This window comes from Arthrobacter sp. UYCo732, assembly GCF_040547265.1.
Taxonomy (GTDB): Bacteria; Actinomycetota; Actinomycetes; order Actinomycetales; family Micrococcaceae; genus Arthrobacter.
Genome location: NZ_JBEPPJ010000003.1, coordinates 330,449 through 346,068, shown reverse-complemented (window position 1 = coordinate 346,068; position 15,620 = coordinate 330,449). Strand labels below are relative to the sequence as shown.

The following is a 15,620-nucleotide window of genomic DNA, read 5'->3' as shown; positions in this document are numbered from 1 at the left end:
GAAGGGAAAGAGGTCCGTTAAATCAGGACGTGTGCGGGGCCAGGAGGCCGATCACTGGAGTCCATTCGGTGGTTCGGATACCGGCGATGGTCCCGGCAATGGCGAAGGGGTCCTGCTTGAGCAGGTCATTCAGCTGGGTTTCGTCCTGAACCTTGAAGATCAGCAGGGCGCCTGCCCCGTCACCGTATGGTCCGCTGGTCAGCAGCTGGCCCTCTTCCGCCAGGCCCACCAGCCAGCTGCGGTGCGCGGGTCGGCTGTCATCACGGGCGGCGGAGGAATCGGCGGCGTACACATACTCAACGGCAAAAACAGTCATAAGGACACCCTATCCCCCGGGGCGGCCCTGCGCCGATCCGGACTGGCACCTCAAGCTCACCTTGCACACCGGTTCGATGGTGTCCGGAATTCCGACAGTAAGTGCCGGCAAACGGCTGACGGGGCCATCTACTGCAGGAAGACCACTTTGACGATCGCTGCCGTGCCTGCAGCCCACAGCATCGATGTGAGCGTTCCAATGATGAACCGTTCTGCCGCCACCGGTGTCTCCTTCAGCTCGGCAAACCTGCCCAGGCCCTTGACGGCCACAATGTAGGCAATGGCCACCGGCTGTCCCGTCAGGATGGCCACGCCAACGCCCAGGCGTTCGAGGACTCCGATGATCGCCCCGCCGCGCAGTATCCGCTGGCCGGGAACGGCATACCCCGGGACTCCGGGTGGCGAAATCTGGGGTGCCGGCCCTCCGGGCACCAGATGAGTGACATCCGACGACGGTTGGCCGCCCCCCGCTGTCAGCTCGCCGTCAACGAATTGCCCGCGTGCGTGATCATCCGCGCCGGCCGGCGGTGCTGGCGGCAGCGGTGGTCGGGCCGGCAACGGAGGTATGGCTGGCAGCGTATCCACGGTGACATCCGCGGACGGGTCCTGACCGGACGGATCCACGGCAGCGCGGCCTGGCTTCCCGGCCGCATCGGCTTTGTCATCGATGGTCCTGGCCAGCCGGAACACCAGCGACGTCACAGGCCAGCCTGCAAGTCCGGCCACCAGCAGGGCCACTGCGATCCAGAGTGCGTTCACAGGTGTCCTTTGGTTGGAGTCTCCCGCACCGGAACAGGCCGAGGCGGCTGGGCCCGGGAAGGCACCAGGATTTCGGAGGGAAGGATCTGGGCGTGGGTGAACTCCAGGAGCATGGCAGCCGCAGGTCTGGCAGCCAATTCTTCCGGCCAGCCGGACCGGAGCACCGCACGACTCACCGATTGTTCGGTTATCCCCAACTCCTGGGCCACGTTCTTCTGGCTACCGTGAGTTCCTCCGCCGTAACGTCCGTAGCCGCCCTGGAGGGCCCGCAGCCGGTCCACTACACGCCACTGCGCCGGGGTGCGCTGCTGCACCACGCGTCCCATCAGGCGGAGCACCGCTTGGGCATTTGCACTGCTCATGGCCCCTTCCTTGGCATCGGGAGGTATGTCCCGGCCACGTCCCATACTGCCGGACACCACTGACAAAGGAACCTGGGCCGCGGCGCCCTTGGCCAGTTCCACCGCCTTGCGTGCTGCCACAAAGCCACTGCCGGTGCCCTCCCTCGGGCTTCCGCCGGGAGCCACCTGCACCTCGCCGATCCCGATCCCGACATACCAGTGGCCGTCCCGGAGAGCATGGAGTGCGATGTCCACCACGTCTGCGGCATTTTCCACGACGCCTTGGAGTTCATCGCCTACGGAACGCTCGAACGGGGCCGAAGTGAGGCCGCCCAACCCGGAGATCAGCTCCGGAACCCGGTCCACATCGGTGGTACTGCCGCGTTGGTCAATGGTCATGACGTACATGCCTTAACCGTACGCAGGTGACCGTGGATAATCAATCGTAATTAGCTGATTTTCGAATATCAGCCAAAATAGGCTGAGAAGGCGAAATCAACCGGTTCTCCCGCGCCCGGGTTCGGCGCTACCCTAACCTGCCAGCTCACCTTCCAGGCGATCCATACCGCGGAACCTCCCATCAGCAGGGCGCCGGCGGTCTGGGTCGGCAGGCTGCTTCCCGTTGTGGCCTGCCCCAAGACCACGCCCAGGAGATAGAACAGCACCGCGCCGGCCGCCCAGAGCGCCCCTGACCACCGCGGCAGGTGGGAACGCCACACTGCAATCCCCAGGAGGACGTTGCCTGCGAAGGCGAGCAGCAGGCACAGCAGAAACGCCCCCGGTCATGGACCCCCCGGAAACTCCAGCTGCATCACGTCCCTGCCGCCGGCCAGGCAGCACCCCCGGGCGAGGACACCGAAGAAGGCCAGGATGGTGCCTCCGGTGCTGCCCAACAGATGGCTGACATGGTGGAGTCAGAGCTGACAAAACGGGCCCAGGCGCCGGGTCCTTGGTCTGGTCCGGCTGCGGCTCCAAGATGGACGGGTCCGAGACCAGCCAGGCGACCGCCAGCGCCCACAGTCCTGCCCGGATCCAGCGGCGGGTGTTCTGCGGGTTCGTTTTAGTTCGCCGTTCTGCACGAAAGCATCAGGCAGCGGGAGACAGCTCAGCCGAAGAGGTTCACCGGCTTAACGATGTCGGCGTAGATCAGCAGGGCGCTCATCCCCATCAGCAGGGCGGCCACCACATAGGTCACAGGAAGCAATTTGGCGATATCGAAAGCTCCCGGGTCCGGCTTGCCGAACAGCTTGGCCACCCGGCGCCGAACCCCCTCGTACAGCGCCCCGGCCACATGCCCGCCGTCCAGCGGAAGCAGCGGGATCAGGTTGAAGACCGCGAGCGCAAAATTGAGTCCGGCAAGCAGCCCCACCAGCGCACCCAGCCTGGACTGGAGCGGGACCTTTTCCATGGCGGCGACTTGGCCGGCCACGCGTCCGACGCCCACCACGCTGATGGGGCCGCTCGGATCGCGCTCTTCCTCGCTAAAGGCCGCCTTGGCCACGCCCACCACTCTCGCGGGCAGATTGAAGACAACTCCGGCCACCTGCCTGATGTTCTCCCCCGCCATGGGCAGGACGGTCGACGCCGGCTGGGACACCAGTTCTGTCTGCGCGCCAATACCGAGGAAGCCCACGTCCTGGTACAGCAGGTTGCCGGCGTCGTCCTTGGCCTGGCGCCCATCGACGCCCACTACGGGGCGGGCGGACAGTACCGGCGTCACCGTGGTGGTGACCGGTCCGCCGTCGCGCTCCACAGTGATCGCGACTTCCCTGCCCGCGGAGGCACGAATCCATTCAGTCAGCTGGTCCCAGCCGGAGACTGCTTTGCCGTCAAAGGAGGTGACCACATCATTCGGCAGGAGCCCGGCGGCCGCAGCGGGGGTCGGCTGGCAGCCGGGGGAATCGGGATCCACCGTCTGGCCAACAGCAACCTGGCATTTGGACACATCGGAAATGGTGGTGGTGGCCGTGGCCACACCGAACCCCATCAGCAGCACGGCGGTCAGCACCACGCCGATCAGCAGGTTCATGGCCGGACCGCCCAGCATCACCACGACTTTCTTCCACACCGGCAACTTGTAGAACACGCGGTTCCCGTCGTCCGGGCCCACTTCCTCATGGGCCATGGAGCGGGCTTCGGTGGCCAGGGTCTGGAACATGCCGGTGCTGGAGGGCCGTACCGTGCCGTCGGCCTTGTTGGGCGGGTACATGCCGATCATGGACACGTAGCCACCCAGCGGGATGGCCTTCACGCCGTATTCTGTCTCGCCTTTCCGCTTGGACCACAGGGTGGGGCCGAAGCCGATCATGTACTTGCTGACGCGTACTTTGAACAGCTTGGCGGGCACCAGATGCCCCACCTCGTGCAATGCAATGGACACGGCAATGCCGATCGCCACAAAGACGACGCCGAGGATAAAAAGGAGGATGGGACTCATGCGTGGATCTGCCGCTTCCTAGAGACTGCTTACTGCCAAACGTTCGTGGGCGCGTGTTCGTGCCCAGTCTTCAGCATCCAGCACTGACTCAAGGGTCAGCTCCGAGGATCCTGGGTGTTCGCTGAGGACAGCGTCGATGGTGTCCATGATTTCGGTGAAGCGGATGCGGCCGGCGTGGAAAGCCATGACGGCTTCCTCATTTGCCGCATTAAAGACGGCCGGATAGGTGCTCCCCTGCCTTGCGGCGTCCTTGGCCAGGTCCACGGCCGGGAACGCTGCGGTGTCCAGTGGCTCGAAAGTCCAGCTGGTGGCCTTGGTCCAGTCACAGGGAGTGGCCGCTTTGGGCACCCTGTCCGGCCAGCCCATGCCCAGGGCGATGGGCAGGCGCATGTCCGGCGGGGACGCCTGGGCTATGACGGACCCGTCAACGAACTGGACCATGGAATGAACCACGGACTGCGGGTGGACCACAACCTCGATCCGGTCCAGCGGTACGTCGAACAGCAGATGGGCCTCAATAAGTTCAAGGCCCTTGTTGACCAAGGTGGCCGAGTTGGTGGTGACCATCAGGCCCATATCCCACGTGGGGTGCGCCAGGGCTTCCTGCGGGGAAACATCGTGGAGCTGGTCCAGGGTCCGGCCGCGGAACGGGCCGCCGGATGCGGTCAGAATGAGTTTCTCCACTTCGGCGGCTGTTCCGGCGCGCAGGCACTGGGCAATGGCCGAATGCTCGGAGTCCACCGGTACGATCTGGCCCTCGCGGGCCGCAGCCTTGACCAACGCCCCGCCTACGATCAGCGATTCCTTGTTGGCCAGCGCCAGCGTGGCGCCTGACTTCAGCGCGGCGAGGGTGGGTGCGAGCCCGATGGAGCCGGTGATGCCGTTGAGCACCACGTCGGACTCCATGGCTGCGATGCGTGCCGAGGCGTCCGGGCCGGCGATGATCTCGGGGCGGTAGTCCTGCCGGCCGGCAAGACGGGCAGCCTCGGCGATCAAGTCCTGCAGTTGCCGGTGATCACCGGAGGCGATGCCGACGGCGGCAGCGCCGGTGTGAACCGCCTGGCGGGCGAGGAGCTCAAGGTTCCCGCCGCCGGCACTGAGCGCCACTACCTCAAAAAGGTGCGGGGCGCCGTCGACGACGTCGATCGCCTGGGTGCCGATGGAGCCGGTGGATCCGAGGAGGACGATTCTGCGAGGCTGCATGGCTTAAGTATCCCGCACGGCGGGCATGGTGCCGAGCTGGGAGCCGGGAACGGCCAGGCGTAACGTTGACTGCGTGGACTGGGTTTCCTGGTTCGATGCTCCGGACTACGAATTCGCGCGGCAAGTGCTCCAGCGTGGTGTGGCAACGCTGTACTTTGTGGCGTTCCTGTCCTCCCTGAACCAGTTCCCGGCACTCCTGGGTGAACGCGGGCTGCTTCCCGCTCCCCGTTATCTGGAGAGCTACAGCTCCCGGCGGCGGCCCACCCTCTTCAGGTGGCGTTACTCGGACAAGCTGCTGCGTTGGGTCTGCGCAGCAGGCCTGGCCATTTCGGCGCTGCTGGTGGCCGGCCTCCCCCAGCTCGGGCCACCATGGGTGCCGCTGATCGCGTTCCTGGCCCTGTGGCTGCTGTACATGTCGATCGTGAACGTTGGCCAGACGTTTTACGGCTTCGGCTGGGAAATGCTGATCCTGGAAGCCGGCTTCACGGTCGCGTTCCTCGGCTCAGAGCAGACTGAACCGCCCCGCACCATTCTGCTCCTGGCGGCCTGGCTGGTGTTCCGGCTGGAGTTTGGTGCAGGGATGATCAAGATCCGCGGCGGCCCGGAGTGGCGTGACCTGACAGCACTGTACTACCACCACGAGACGCAGCCGATGCCCGGTCCCTTGAGCCGGCAGGCGCACCTGCTGCCCAATCCCTTCCACCGGCTGGAGGTGCTGGGGAACCACTTCGCCCAACTGATTGTGCCGTTCTTCCTCTTTTTCCCGCAGCCCCTGGCCAGCATGGCCGCGGGCATGGTGATCTTCACGCAGCTGTGGCTGGTGGCGAGCGGCAACTTTGCGTGGCTGAACTGGATCGCCATCGTGCTGGCATTCGCCGCTGTCAGCGACCCCGTTGTCCTTGCCGTGTTCCCGGTCCTGCCCCCGGACTGGGATTCCGGGGCGGGCACCCGCGGGAATCCGCCGTACTGGCTTGCAATCATCCTCGCCGCGTCGCTCCTGCTGGTGGTGCTGAGCTATTGGCCGCTGCGCAACCTCATCTCCAAGGGACAGCTGATGAATGCCAGCTTCAACCGCTGGCAGCTGGTCAACACCTACGGCGCGTTCGGCACCGTGACCACGCAGCGCGTAGAGATCGTGGTGGAAGGCACCCTGGACGCGGAACCGGACGCGGCGGCTGACTGGCGCGAGTACGGATTCAAGGGCAAGCCCGGAGACCTGCGCCGCCTGCCGCGGCAGTGGGCGCCCTACCACCTGCGGCTGGACTGGCTGATGTGGTTCCTTCCGCTGCGCACCGTCCACGTGCAGTGGTTTTATGCCTTCCTCGGGAAGCTCCTCGAGGCTGATCGGCAGACGCTGCGGCTTCTGCGCCATGACCCGTTCGACGGCGAACCGCCGCGTTGGGTGCGGGTCAACAGCTACCTGTATCGTTTCGCCACCCGCAGTGAGTTTCGGGAAACCGGAGCGCGGTGGGTAAGGACACCGCTGTATGAGGCCATTCCGCCGTTGTCCCGGCGCGGATCGAGCGGGCGGCGGCTGTGATCAGGCGCCGCCTGCGATCCAGGCGCCGGAGCGTCAAGCCGCGGCGACCAACGGGCCGCCGCAGATCCACCAGGTTCAGTGAGTCAGGCGCGCAGTCCGGCCCTGCGGAGCGTGGCCTCCGCATGTTTGAGAATGGGCCCGTCGATCATTTTGCCGTTGAACTGGAAGACGCCCGACCCGGCGGAAGCGGCGGTCTGCAGCAACTCCTTAGCGGCGGCGACGTCAGCGTCTGACGGCGCGTAGGCGCCCCTGACGACGTTCGCTTGGCTGGGGTGGATGCACGCCTTGGAGCTGAAGCCGGACGCCACCGCATCGCCAGACTCCATGGCCAGCCCGTCGAGGTCAGGAATGTTGACGTAGACAGCGTCCACGGCTTCCTTCCCGAAGGCGCGGGCGGCGACAAGTACCGCGGACCGGGCGTGCAGCGCCACGGCGCGGTAGCCGCCGTCGTCCATTCTGGAGGAGGTGCCGCCCAGGGACGCGAGCAGGTCCTCGGCGCCCCACATCAGGGCAACCACATTAGGCACCGCCGCGATGGCAGGCGCATTCAGGATTCCCTTGGCTGTTTCGCACAGTGCTATGACGTGGAAGTCCTTGAGTGCTTCCAGCTGGTTAGCGTTCTCTGCCTTAGCCAGCATCACCGTCCGGTATGGCGTGTGCGCCAGGCAGTGAAGGTCCTTCTCGAACTCTTCGGTGCCCCCCGGATTGATGCGCACGATGGTCCGGCTGGGGTCCAGCTCGGGTCCGTCGCCGGCCGCACCGAGCTGGGCGAGGATCGCGCCGCGGGCCCGCTGTTTGTCCGCGGGTGCCACGGCGTCTTCCAGGTCCAGGATGACGGCATCGGCGCGCTCGGCGGCCTTCTGGTAACGCTCCGGCCGGTCGGCGGGGCAGAACAACAGTGCGGGTCCCATCACAAATGTCATACGGACATTGTCCCCTTTTCGACGCCCTCTCCGCTCCCCTGTTCCTGTTCCGCCGGGCGCCCGCTGTGGGCGGCACGTGTCCACATCAGGCAGCTCCGGGTGGCCAGCGCCACCACGGTGCCGTCCTGGTTCCTGCCGGTGTGTTGCATGGTCACGATCCCTTGGCCGGGCCGCGATGCTGAAAGCCGCTTCTGCGTAACGACGGTCTCTGTGTAGAGCGTGTCGCCGTGGTACAGCGGGTGCGGAAAGGACACATCGGTCAGGCCAAGCTGGGCGATGATGGTGCCCTGGGTCAGCTGTGACACGGACTGGCCCACCACGGTGGACAGCGTGAACATCGAATTGACAAGACGCTGGCCGAAGGGCTGGCCGGCGCTCCAGGCGGCGTCCAGGTGCAGAGCCTGTGTGTTCATGGTGAGCGTGGTGAACAGGACGTTGTCCGCCTCTGTCGCGGTGCGTCCAGGCCGGTGCGCGTAGACAACATCCTCCTCGAGCTCCTCGAAATACAGGCCGCGCTGTTCAATTACCCGCGGGCCGGCGGCTGGGCCTGATCCGCCGGCGGTTGAGCCTGCCGAAACCCCGTCCGTCATACGGTGAGTTCCTGGTCCTCTTCGAAGAGTTCCGCCCCGGTGGCCGCCGCGACGTCCTCGACGGACACGTTGGGCGCCAGTTCGCGGAGCACCAGCCGGGACCGCCCGCCTTCGGTGACAACGTCGATCACGGCGAGGTCGGTGATGATCCGGTCCACGCAGGCTTTGCCGGTGAGCGGAAGCGTGCACTGCTCCACGATTTTGGGCCGGCCGTTCCGGTCAACGTGCTCCATCATCACAATCACCTTTTTGGCACCGAAAACCAGGTCCATGGCACCACCCATACCCTTGACCATCTTCCCGGGAATCATCCAGTTGGCCAGGTCGCCGTTCTGCGCCACCTCCATGGCACCCAGCACGGCCACATCCACGTGGCCGCCCCGGATCATGCCGAACGATGCAGCGGAATCGAAAAACGCGGCGCCCTTGTTGACCGTGACGGTCTCCTTGCCGGCATTGATCAGGTCCGGGTCCACGGCGTCCTCGGCCGGGTAGGGGCCCACGCCCAGGATGCCGTTCTCCGAGTGGAGGACCACCTCGATCCCGGCCGGAATGTAGTTGGGGATCAGGGTGGGCATGCCGATGCCCAGGTTGACGTATTGGCCATTGCTGAGCTCACGGGCCACCCTGGCGGCGAGCTCGTTGCGGGTCCACCCTTTGGTGTCCTGATTGGCGCCCTCCGGATGGCCGACGGCGGCCCGCCGGTACTCGGGCCGGACGGCTTCCGGACGGGGAGGGGCTCCCTGCCTGTTGTTCGACTCCATGGCTACGCTCCTGCCTGTGGGGTTACCTGCCGGGTTGCCTGTTGCCCAGAGCTTGACGCCGTTGCCAGGCTCACAGTCCGCTTTTCGATGCGTTTCTCCCCGTCGGGCACCACCACCACCCGCTGGACGAAGATGCCGGGCACGTGGACGTGCTCCGGATCCAGTTCGCCGGGTTCCACCAACTCCTCCACTTCGGCGATGGTGATCCTGCCGGCCATGGCACAGAGGGGGTTGAAGTTCATGGCGGTGGCATGGAAGACAAGGTTGCCATGGCGGTCGCCTTTCCACGCATGCACCAGGCCGAAATCGGGCGTCAGTGACTCTTCCAAGACGTAGTCAACCCCGTTAAAGGTGCGCACTTCCTTCGATGCGGAAGCGATCGCAACCCCGCCGTCGGCGTTGTACTTCTGCGGGAGTCCGCCCTCGGACACCTGGGTGCCCACGCCCGCTTTGGTGAAGAAAGCCGGGATCCCCGCGCCGCCGGCCCGGAGTTTCTCCGCGAGTGTCCCCTGCGGGGTCAGCACCACTTCGAGTTCACCGGAAAGATACTGGCGCGCGAACTCCTTGTTTTCGCCGACGTAGGAACTGACGGTCCGCCGGATCCGGCCGTCACGGAGCAGGACGCCCAGGCCCCAGCCGTCCACGCCGCAGTTGTTGCTCACCGTCTCCAGGTCCCTGGTGCCGTGCCGGTGCAGGGCGTCGATCAGTGCCACCGGGATCCCGCACAGGCCGAACCCTCCCACCGCGAGCGACGCGCCGTCCGGGATGTCCGCTATGGCTTGCTCTGCGCTGGCAACAACCTTGTTAATCATCAGTGATCCTCTCGTGCCGGCTACAGTCCGAGCTCGCGGGCGATCAGCATCAGCTGGACCTCCGTGGTGCCCTCCCCCACTTCAAGGATCTTGGAGTCGCGGTAGTGGCGTGCCACGGTGAATTCGTTGATGAAGCCATAGCCGCCGAACACCTGGGTGGCATCCCGCGCGTTGTCCATGGCTGCCTCGCCTGCGACCATCTTAGCGATGGCGGCCTGCGTCTTGAATGGCTTTCCTGCGAGCATCCTGGCGGCGGCGTCGTAGTAGGCCAAACGGGCAGTGTGGGCCCTTGCCTGCATGCGGGCGATCTTGAACGCGATGGCCTGGTGCTTGCCGATGTTCTGGCCGAACGCGTTGCGTTCCTTGGCGTATTTCACCGAAAGGTCCACGCAGCCCTGCGCTGCCCCTGTGGCCAGCGCGGCGATGGCGATCCTGCCTTCATCCAGGACGGAGAGGAAGTTAGCGTAGCCGCGCCCTTCCTCACCGAGCAGGTTTTCCTCCGGCACGCGGACGTCCTTCAACGTCAGCGGGTGGGTGTCTGATGCGTTCCAGCCCACCTTGTTATAGGGCTTCTCCGCTTTGAACCCCGGTGTGTCGGTGGGCACCAGGATGGTGGAGATTTCCTTCTTGACGCTGCCGTCCTTGCGCTCCGTCTGGCCCGTGACCGCTGTGACAGTGACCAGGCGGGTGATGTCCGTCCCGGAGTTGGTGATGAACTCCTTGTTGCCATTGATCACCCAGTTCCCGCCGTCGAGCTTCGCATTGGTCTTGGTGCCCCCGGCGTCAGACCCTGCTTCGGGCTCCGTGAGACCAAAGCCCGCGAGCGCCTCACCCGAGGCCAGCACCGGCAACCACTCGTCTTTCTGGGCTTCAGTGCCGAACCGGTAGACGGGCATGGCGCCGAGGGAGACGCCGGCTTCCAGGGTGATTGCCACGGACTGGTCCACCGTGCCCAGCTGTTCGAGGGCGAGCGCGAGGGCGAAGTAGTCTCCGCCCATCCCGCCGTATTCCTCCGGGAACGGCAGCCCAAAGAGACCCATGCCTGCCATCTGCTTCACGATTTCGTAGGGGAAGCTGTGTTCCTCATCGTGCTTCGCGGAGACCGGTGCCACCACGTTGTCCGCGAAATCCCGGACGGTATCGCTGAGATCCTGGTACTCCTCGCTGAGTTCGAAATCTGCCATGGCTAGGCTCCCTTGCCTGTGTTGTCCGGGTCCGTAAGTGCGCCCGGGATGGGGTCCGTGAGTAAATCAGTGGCCGCTGCGTGGATGGTGGCCAGCATCTGGTCCGCCTTCACCAGGTCGCCGGTCCTGACGCTGATGTGTACCGTGCCTGCTACCTCGGCCACGAGCTGATGTTCCATTTTCATGGCTTCGACAGACAGGAGGACCTGGCCAGCCGCCACGGCGTCTCCGTTGGCGACGGCAACCGAGACCACCGTGCCCGGCATGGGCGAGCGGACCTCCGGGTCTGCCATACCCTCCTCGCGCTGGATGCCCGCGAGCAATCGGGCGAGCCGCGACTCCCGGGTCAGTACTTCCAGCCGGCAAGACCAGCCGCCGTTGCCAACGTAGAGAGTCTGCGCACCCCCCATTGCCCGGTCCTCCTCCCACGAAGAACCCCGCGCGAACCGCATCTGCTGGCCGTCGATCGCCAGAAACACGACATGTCCGGTCAGTCCCAGGACAGTCACCTCGTGTTCCGCGCCATCGTCGACCCGGGCCGTGGCATGGCCAAGGTCCACGTTGCTTACCCAAGTCAGCGCTACTGTGGCCGTGTCGCCGCCGGGGACACCAAAGGTCCGGGTCCAGGCCGCCGGGCTTCCCAGCCGCCAGCCGGTGGTGCCGGCCCAGGGGGATCCGGCGTTCGCCGCTTTATGGGCTACCGCCCACTCCGGAACCGCGGCGGCGATGAGCTCGGCCTCCCCGACGTGGCGGAAGGTGAAGTGCGGCATCCTGCGCTCGATCAGGCCGGTGTCCAGGCGCCCGGCCTGGACGTCGTCGTCGTTGATCAGCAGGCGAAGGTACTCCACGTTCGTGTCGATCCCCAGGACCGTGTAGCCGGCGAGCGCAGCATCGAGCCGTGCGAGCGCGGCTTTACGGTCGGCGCCCCAGGCGATCACCTTGGCCACCATGGGGTCGTAATCGCTGGAAATTTCCAGCCCCTGCAACAACGCGGAATCGATGCGGATGTCCGGGTCCTCGGCTGCAGGGGCGGGCGGGCTGAAATTTTCCGTGGGGGTGAACGTAGCGCCGCGCTCATCCAGGAGCACTACCTCACCGCCTGACGGCATGAAGTTCCGTTCCGGGATTTCCGCGTAGACGCGGGCTTCGACGGCGTGCCCGTTAAGTTCGACGTCGGCCTGTCGGACGGTCAGTTCCCCGCCGGCGGCGATCCGCACCTGCCAATCGACCAGGTCGACGCCGGTGACCATTTCAGTGACCGGGTGCTCCACCTGGAGGCGCGTGTTCATCTCCATAAAGAAGAACTCATCCGGGGCCTCGTCAGAGACAAGGAACTCTACGGTGCCGGCACCACTGTAGTGGACGCTCCGGGCCGCCTGGCAGGCCGCCTCACCAATCCGGGCACGGGTGGCGCCGCCGTCGTTCAGTCCTTCCAGCAGCGGTGATGGCGCTTCCTCGATGACCTTCTGGTGGCGGCGCTGCAGGGAGCACTCGCGCTCACCGAGATGAATTACGTTGCCGTGGTTGTCAGCCAGGACCTGGACTTCGATATGCCGCGGCGTGCGTACCATCCGCTCCAGGAAGAGCGTGTCGTCACCAAAGGCGCTCGCCGCGACGCGCCGGGCGGTTGCCAGTGCGGCCTCGAGTTCGCCGGGGCGTTCCACGATGTGCATGCCCTTCCCGCCGCCGCCGGCGGACGGTTTAATGAGCAACGGGAATCCGACGGCGGCCGCGGCCTCCATCAGTTGCGCGTCGGTCATACCAGGCTCGGCGACGCCGGGCACCACGGGAACGCCGTAGCCCGCCACGTGGTTCTTGGACCGGATCTTGTCCCCCATGACGTTCAGGGATTCGACGCCGGGGCCGATGAAGGTGATGCCGGCTGCTTCCAGGGCCCGGGCGAAATCGACGTTCTCGCTGAGGAAGCCGTAGCCGGGGTGGACCGCCTCGGCGCCCGTGTCGCGGCAGGCCTGGACGATGGCCACGATGTTCAGGTAGCTCTCCGCAGCGGCAGCGGGGCCGATCCGCACGGAACGGTCAGCTTCACGCACGTGCCGGGCGTCGGCGTCGGCATCGCTGTAGACGGCCACGGAACGGATCCCGAGGACGCGCAGGGTGCGGATCACGCGGCAGGCGATCTCCCCACGGTTGGCCACGAGGACTGTCCCGAAGAGGGGCGTTTCGGGTGTTGAGGTACTGGCCGGGGAATACATAGTCACAGCGGGCTCACATCCGGAAAAGGCCGAAGGAGGTCTCCGGCAGCGGGGTGCGGGAAACGACGTCGAGCGCCAGTCCCAGCACGGTGCGGGTGTCCGCGGGATCGATCACGCCGTCGTCCCAGAGCCGGGCGGTGGAGTAATACGGGCTGCCCTGGTCCTCATACTGCTGCTTGATGGGGGCCTTGAACGCGTCCTCGTCAGCGGCGGACCAGTCCTCCCCGCGGGCCTCGTACTGGTCCCTCTTGACGGTGGCCAGGACGCTGGACGCCTGGTTGCCGCCCATGACGGAGATCCTGCTCGCCGGCCACATCCACAGGAAACGCGGCGAGTACGCACGCCCGCACATGGAGTAATTGCCGGCCCCGAAGGACCCGCCGATCACCACGGTCAGCTTGGGCACCCTGGCGGTGGCCACCGCGGTGACCATCTTGGCGCCGTTTTTGGCGATGCCGCCCTGCTCGGAATCCTTGCCCACCATAAAGCCGGAGATGTTCTGCAGGAAGACCAGGGGGATTCCGCGCTGATCGCACAGTTCGATGAAATGCGCGCCCTTGAGCGAGGACTCGCTGAACAGCACGCCGTTGTTGGCCACGATCCCCACCGGGTGGCCGTGCAGCCTGGCGAAACCCGTGACGAGCGTAGTGCCATACTCCCTCTTGAACTCGTGGAATCTGCTGCCGTCCACCAGCCGGGCAATGACCTCGTGGACGTCGTACTGCGCGTTGACGTCCGTGGGCACTGCGCCATAAAGTTCGGCCGGGTCCGCGACAGGTTCGACGGCGGCATCCACGTCCCACACGGGGGCTGCCGGCCTGGGGAGCGTTTGGACGATGTCGCGGATGATCTGCAGGGCGTGCTCATCGTTCTCGGCCAGGTGGTCGGTGACGCCGGAGATCCTCGAGTGGACGCCGCCGCCGCCGAGTTCCTCTGCGGTGACAATCTCGCCGATCGCGGCCTTCACCAGCGGCGGGCCGCCCAGGAAGATGGTGCCCTGGTTCCGCACAATCACGGTCTCATCACTCATCGCCGGAACATAGGCGCCACCGGCGGTGCAGGAGCCCATCACCGAGGCGATCTGCGGGATCTTGGCCGCAGACAGCCTGGCCTGGTTGTAGAAGATCCGACCGAAATGTTCCTTGTCCGGGAAGACTTCGTCCTGCTTCGGGAGGAACGCTCCCCCGGAGTCCACCAGGTAGATGCACGGCAAACGGTTCTCCAGGGCGATCTCCTGGGCCCGGAGGTGCTTCTTCACCGTCATGGGGTAATAGGTGCCGCCCTTGACCGTGGCGTCGTTGGAGATCACCAGCACCTGACGGCCGTGCACCAGACCGATCCCGGCGATCACCCCGGCACCGGGCGACTCGTTGTTGTACATGCCGTCGGCAGCGAGCGGTGCTATTTCCAGGAACGGGCTGCCGTTGTCCAGCAGCTGGTTGATGCGTTCGCGCGGCAGGAGCTTTCCACGGGTCACATGGCGTTCGCGGGATTTCACCGGTCCCCCGAGGGCAGTCTCGGCCAGCCTGGCGCGCAGTGCCCTGGCGAGCGTGGACTGCGCGGTGTGGTTGGCCGCAAACAGGTCACTTGCGGCGTCAAGCCGGCTGGTGAGGGTCTCCATCGACGCGGTCCGTTCCTGTTCTATTGCGAGCCTTCAGCTACAAGTTTTCGTGTGGAGCCTCGGCTTCGAACTCGGTTAGTGCCTTGTAACTGAGATTTAGGTTAGTCTCTAATAACTGTGATGTCCAACACGTCGACCCATTGCTAGAATTTGCAGGTCCGAGGAGGAAAACGTGCCCATCACGCGACCTGCACAGCCATCCGAGCCGGCGCCATCAGACCGGCCCGCTCCGGAAACCCAGCCTTCTACGGGAACGCAGCGCAGCCAGGCCAAAGAGATTCGGCGCCAGGCATTACTGACCGCCGCCGCATCGCTGTTTGCAGTGAACGGCTTCAACCGCGTGTCACTGGAGGACTTGGGGGCCGCGGCGGGCGTCAGCGGCCCGGCCGTGTACCGCCATTTCCCGGGAAAGCAGGCAGTGCTGGGTGATCTGCTGCTGACGGTCAGCCGGGACCTTTTGGAGGGCGGACAACGCGTGGTGGCGGAAACCTCGGATCCGCTCGCGGCCCTCCGGCGGCTGGTGGGGTTCCAGGTGGATTTTGCGCTTGGCAAGCCCGACGTGATCCGGGTACAGGACAGGGACTTCAGCAATCTCTCCAAGCAGGACCAGGCGGAGGTCCGGACCCTGCAGCGAAACTATGTGGAGCTCTGGGTAGGGGTCCTGGCCCGGCTGCTCCCCGCCGTCGACGCTGCAGAACTGCGGATGCGGGCCCACGCGACCTTCGGCCTGATCAACTCCACGCCGCACTCGGTGCGGAACCATGGCCGCAAGATCGCTCCGAGAACGGCCCGCCCGCTGCTGGAGAGCATGGCCCTGGCGGCCCTCACAGTGGACGCTCATTAGCCCTCCCTCGAATAGGAGTTTTTGTCCAGATACTGCGAGATGAACCGCTCCTAAGTCGCAGTATCTGGACAAAA

Annotated in this window: 15 protein-coding genes; 2 read left to right on the top strand and 13 right to left on the bottom strand. The window is 65.6% G+C overall.

All coding sequences use genetic code 11. The features are described from left to right. Positions 1-22 precede the first annotated feature (22 nt). The 6 genes from ABIB45_RS07830 to dxr form a co-directional block, all read right to left on the bottom strand. Positions 23-316 carry a YciI family protein gene (locus tag ABIB45_RS07830; protein WP_354215321.1) on the bottom strand — a complete coding sequence of 98 codons (294 nt, stop codon included), beginning with the start codon at positions 314-316 and terminating at the stop codon, positions 23-25. A 128-nt stretch (positions 317-444) separates the two neighbouring features. Then, positions 445-1,074 (bottom strand): hypothetical protein, encoded by a 630-nt coding sequence (locus ABIB45_RS07825; RefSeq protein WP_354215320.1) that lies wholly within the window; start codon positions 1,072-1,074, stop codon positions 445-447. After that, positions 1,071-1,823, bottom strand: coding sequence for a MarR family transcriptional regulator (locus ABIB45_RS07820; protein WP_354215319.1), 753 nt, complete (start codon positions 1,821-1,823; stop codon positions 1,071-1,073). Before ABIB45_RS07820 ends, ABIB45_RS07825 begins: the two co-directional genes overlap by 4 nt. A 59-nt stretch (positions 1,824-1,882) precedes the next feature. Continuing rightward, a complete protein-coding gene (locus ABIB45_RS07815; RefSeq protein WP_354215318.1) occupies positions 1,883-2,134 on the bottom strand; it encodes a hypothetical protein in 252 nt (83 codons plus the stop codon). 386 nt (positions 2,135-2,520) lie between these two features. Beyond that, positions 2,521-3,852, bottom strand: a complete 1,332-nt coding sequence (locus ABIB45_RS07810) for a M50 family metallopeptidase (protein ID WP_354215317.1) — start codon at positions 3,850-3,852, stop codon at positions 2,521-2,523. 18 nt (positions 3,853-3,870) lie between these two features. After that, positions 3,871-5,055, bottom strand: a complete 1,185-nt coding sequence (dxr, locus tag ABIB45_RS07805; protein ID WP_354215316.1) for a 1-deoxy-D-xylulose-5-phosphate reductoisomerase — start codon at positions 5,053-5,055, stop codon at positions 3,871-3,873. A 73-nt stretch (positions 5,056-5,128) separates the two neighbouring features. On the opposite strand from dxr, the gene ABIB45_RS07800 reads away from it, so the two are divergent. Continuing rightward, a complete protein-coding gene (locus ABIB45_RS07800) occupies positions 5,129-6,595 on the top strand; it encodes a lipase maturation factor family protein (protein ID WP_354215315.1) in 1,467 nt (488 codons plus the stop codon). A gap of 83 nt (positions 6,596-6,678) precedes the next feature. Here ABIB45_RS07800 and ABIB45_RS07795 read toward each other — a convergent pair whose 3' ends face one another. Genes ABIB45_RS07795 through ABIB45_RS07765 form a run of 7 tightly spaced genes read right to left on the bottom strand, consistent with a single transcriptional unit; the run spans position 6,679 to position 14,702 of the window. Beyond that, positions 6,679-7,518, bottom strand: coding sequence for an HpcH/HpaI aldolase/citrate lyase family protein (locus ABIB45_RS07795; protein WP_354215314.1), 840 nt, complete (start codon positions 7,516-7,518; stop codon positions 6,679-6,681). Next, on the bottom strand, positions 7,515-8,108 hold the full coding sequence (locus tag ABIB45_RS07790; protein WP_354215313.1) for a MaoC family dehydratase: 594 nt from the start codon (positions 8,106-8,108) through the stop codon (positions 7,515-7,517). Before ABIB45_RS07790 ends, ABIB45_RS07795 begins: the two co-directional genes overlap by 4 nt. Continuing rightward, positions 8,105-8,872 carry a CoA transferase subunit B gene (locus ABIB45_RS07785; RefSeq protein WP_354215312.1) on the bottom strand — a complete coding sequence of 256 codons (768 nt, stop codon included), beginning with the start codon at positions 8,870-8,872 and terminating at the stop codon, positions 8,105-8,107. The genes ABIB45_RS07790 and ABIB45_RS07785 overlap by 4 nt, the downstream gene beginning before the upstream one ends. Before the next feature lie 2 nt (positions 8,873-8,874). After that, positions 8,875-9,684 carry a CoA transferase subunit A gene (locus ABIB45_RS07780; protein WP_354215311.1) on the bottom strand — a complete coding sequence of 270 codons (810 nt, stop codon included), beginning with the start codon at positions 9,682-9,684 and terminating at the stop codon, positions 8,875-8,877. A gap of 20 nt (positions 9,685-9,704) precedes the next feature. Next, positions 9,705-10,868 (bottom strand): acyl-CoA dehydrogenase family protein, encoded by a 1,164-nt coding sequence (locus ABIB45_RS07775; protein ID WP_354215310.1) that lies wholly within the window; start codon positions 10,866-10,868, stop codon positions 9,705-9,707. A gap of 2 nt (positions 10,869-10,870) precedes the next feature. Next, complete coding sequence (locus tag ABIB45_RS07770) at positions 10,871-13,081, bottom strand: acetyl/propionyl/methylcrotonyl-CoA carboxylase subunit alpha (protein ID WP_354215365.1); 2,211 nt, start codon at positions 13,079-13,081, stop codon at positions 10,871-10,873. A gap of 13 nt (positions 13,082-13,094) precedes the next feature. Continuing rightward, positions 13,095-14,702, bottom strand: a complete 1,608-nt coding sequence (locus ABIB45_RS07765) for a carboxyl transferase domain-containing protein (protein WP_354215309.1) — start codon at positions 14,700-14,702, stop codon at positions 13,095-13,097. A 172-nt stretch (positions 14,703-14,874) separates the two neighbouring features. Between ABIB45_RS07765 and ABIB45_RS07760 the strand changes: the two genes are divergently transcribed. Beyond that, positions 14,875-15,546 (top strand): SACE_7040 family transcriptional regulator, encoded by a 672-nt coding sequence (locus ABIB45_RS07760; RefSeq protein WP_502909230.1) that lies wholly within the window; start codon positions 14,875-14,877, stop codon positions 15,544-15,546. Positions 15,547-15,620: the final 74 nt, after the last annotated feature.

Excerpts from the sequence above, each read along its gene's own strand:
- ABIB45_RS07830 (WP_354215321.1), bottom strand. The coding sequence starts at position 316 with ATGACTGTTTTTGCCGTTGAGTATGTGTACGCCGCCGATTCCTCCGCC.
- ABIB45_RS07820 (WP_354215319.1), bottom strand. The coding sequence starts at position 1,823 with ATGTACGTCATGACCATTGACCAACGCGGCAGTACCACCGATGTGGAC.
- ABIB45_RS07810 (WP_354215317.1), bottom strand. The coding sequence starts at position 3,852 with ATGAGTCCCATCCTCCTTTTTATCCTCGGCGTCGTCTTTGTGGCGATC.
- dxr (WP_354215316.1), bottom strand. The coding sequence starts at position 5,055 with ATGCAGCCTCGCAGAATCGTCCTCCTCGGATCCACCGGCTCCATCGGC.
- ABIB45_RS07795 (WP_354215314.1), bottom strand. The coding sequence starts at position 7,518 with ATGACATTTGTGATGGGACCCGCACTGTTGTTCTGCCCCGCCGACCGG.
- ABIB45_RS07790 (WP_354215313.1), bottom strand. The coding sequence starts at position 8,108 with ATGACGGACGGGGTTTCGGCAGGCTCAACCGCCGGCGGATCAGGCCCA.
- ABIB45_RS07785 (WP_354215312.1), bottom strand. The coding sequence starts at position 8,872 with ATGGAGTCGAACAACAGGCAGGGAGCCCCTCCCCGTCCGGAAGCCGTC.
- ABIB45_RS07780 (WP_354215311.1), bottom strand. The coding sequence starts at position 9,684 with ATGATTAACAAGGTTGTTGCCAGCGCAGAGCAAGCCATAGCGGACATC.
- ABIB45_RS07775 (WP_354215310.1), bottom strand. The coding sequence starts at position 10,868 with ATGGCAGATTTCGAACTCAGCGAGGAGTACCAGGATCTCAGCGATACC.
- ABIB45_RS07770 (WP_354215365.1), bottom strand. The coding sequence starts at position 13,081 with ATGTATTCCCCGGCCAGTACCTCAACACCCGAAACGCCCCTCTTCGGG.
- ABIB45_RS07765 (WP_354215309.1), bottom strand. The coding sequence starts at position 14,702 with ATGGAGACCCTCACCAGCCGGCTTGACGCCGCAAGTGACCTGTTTGCG.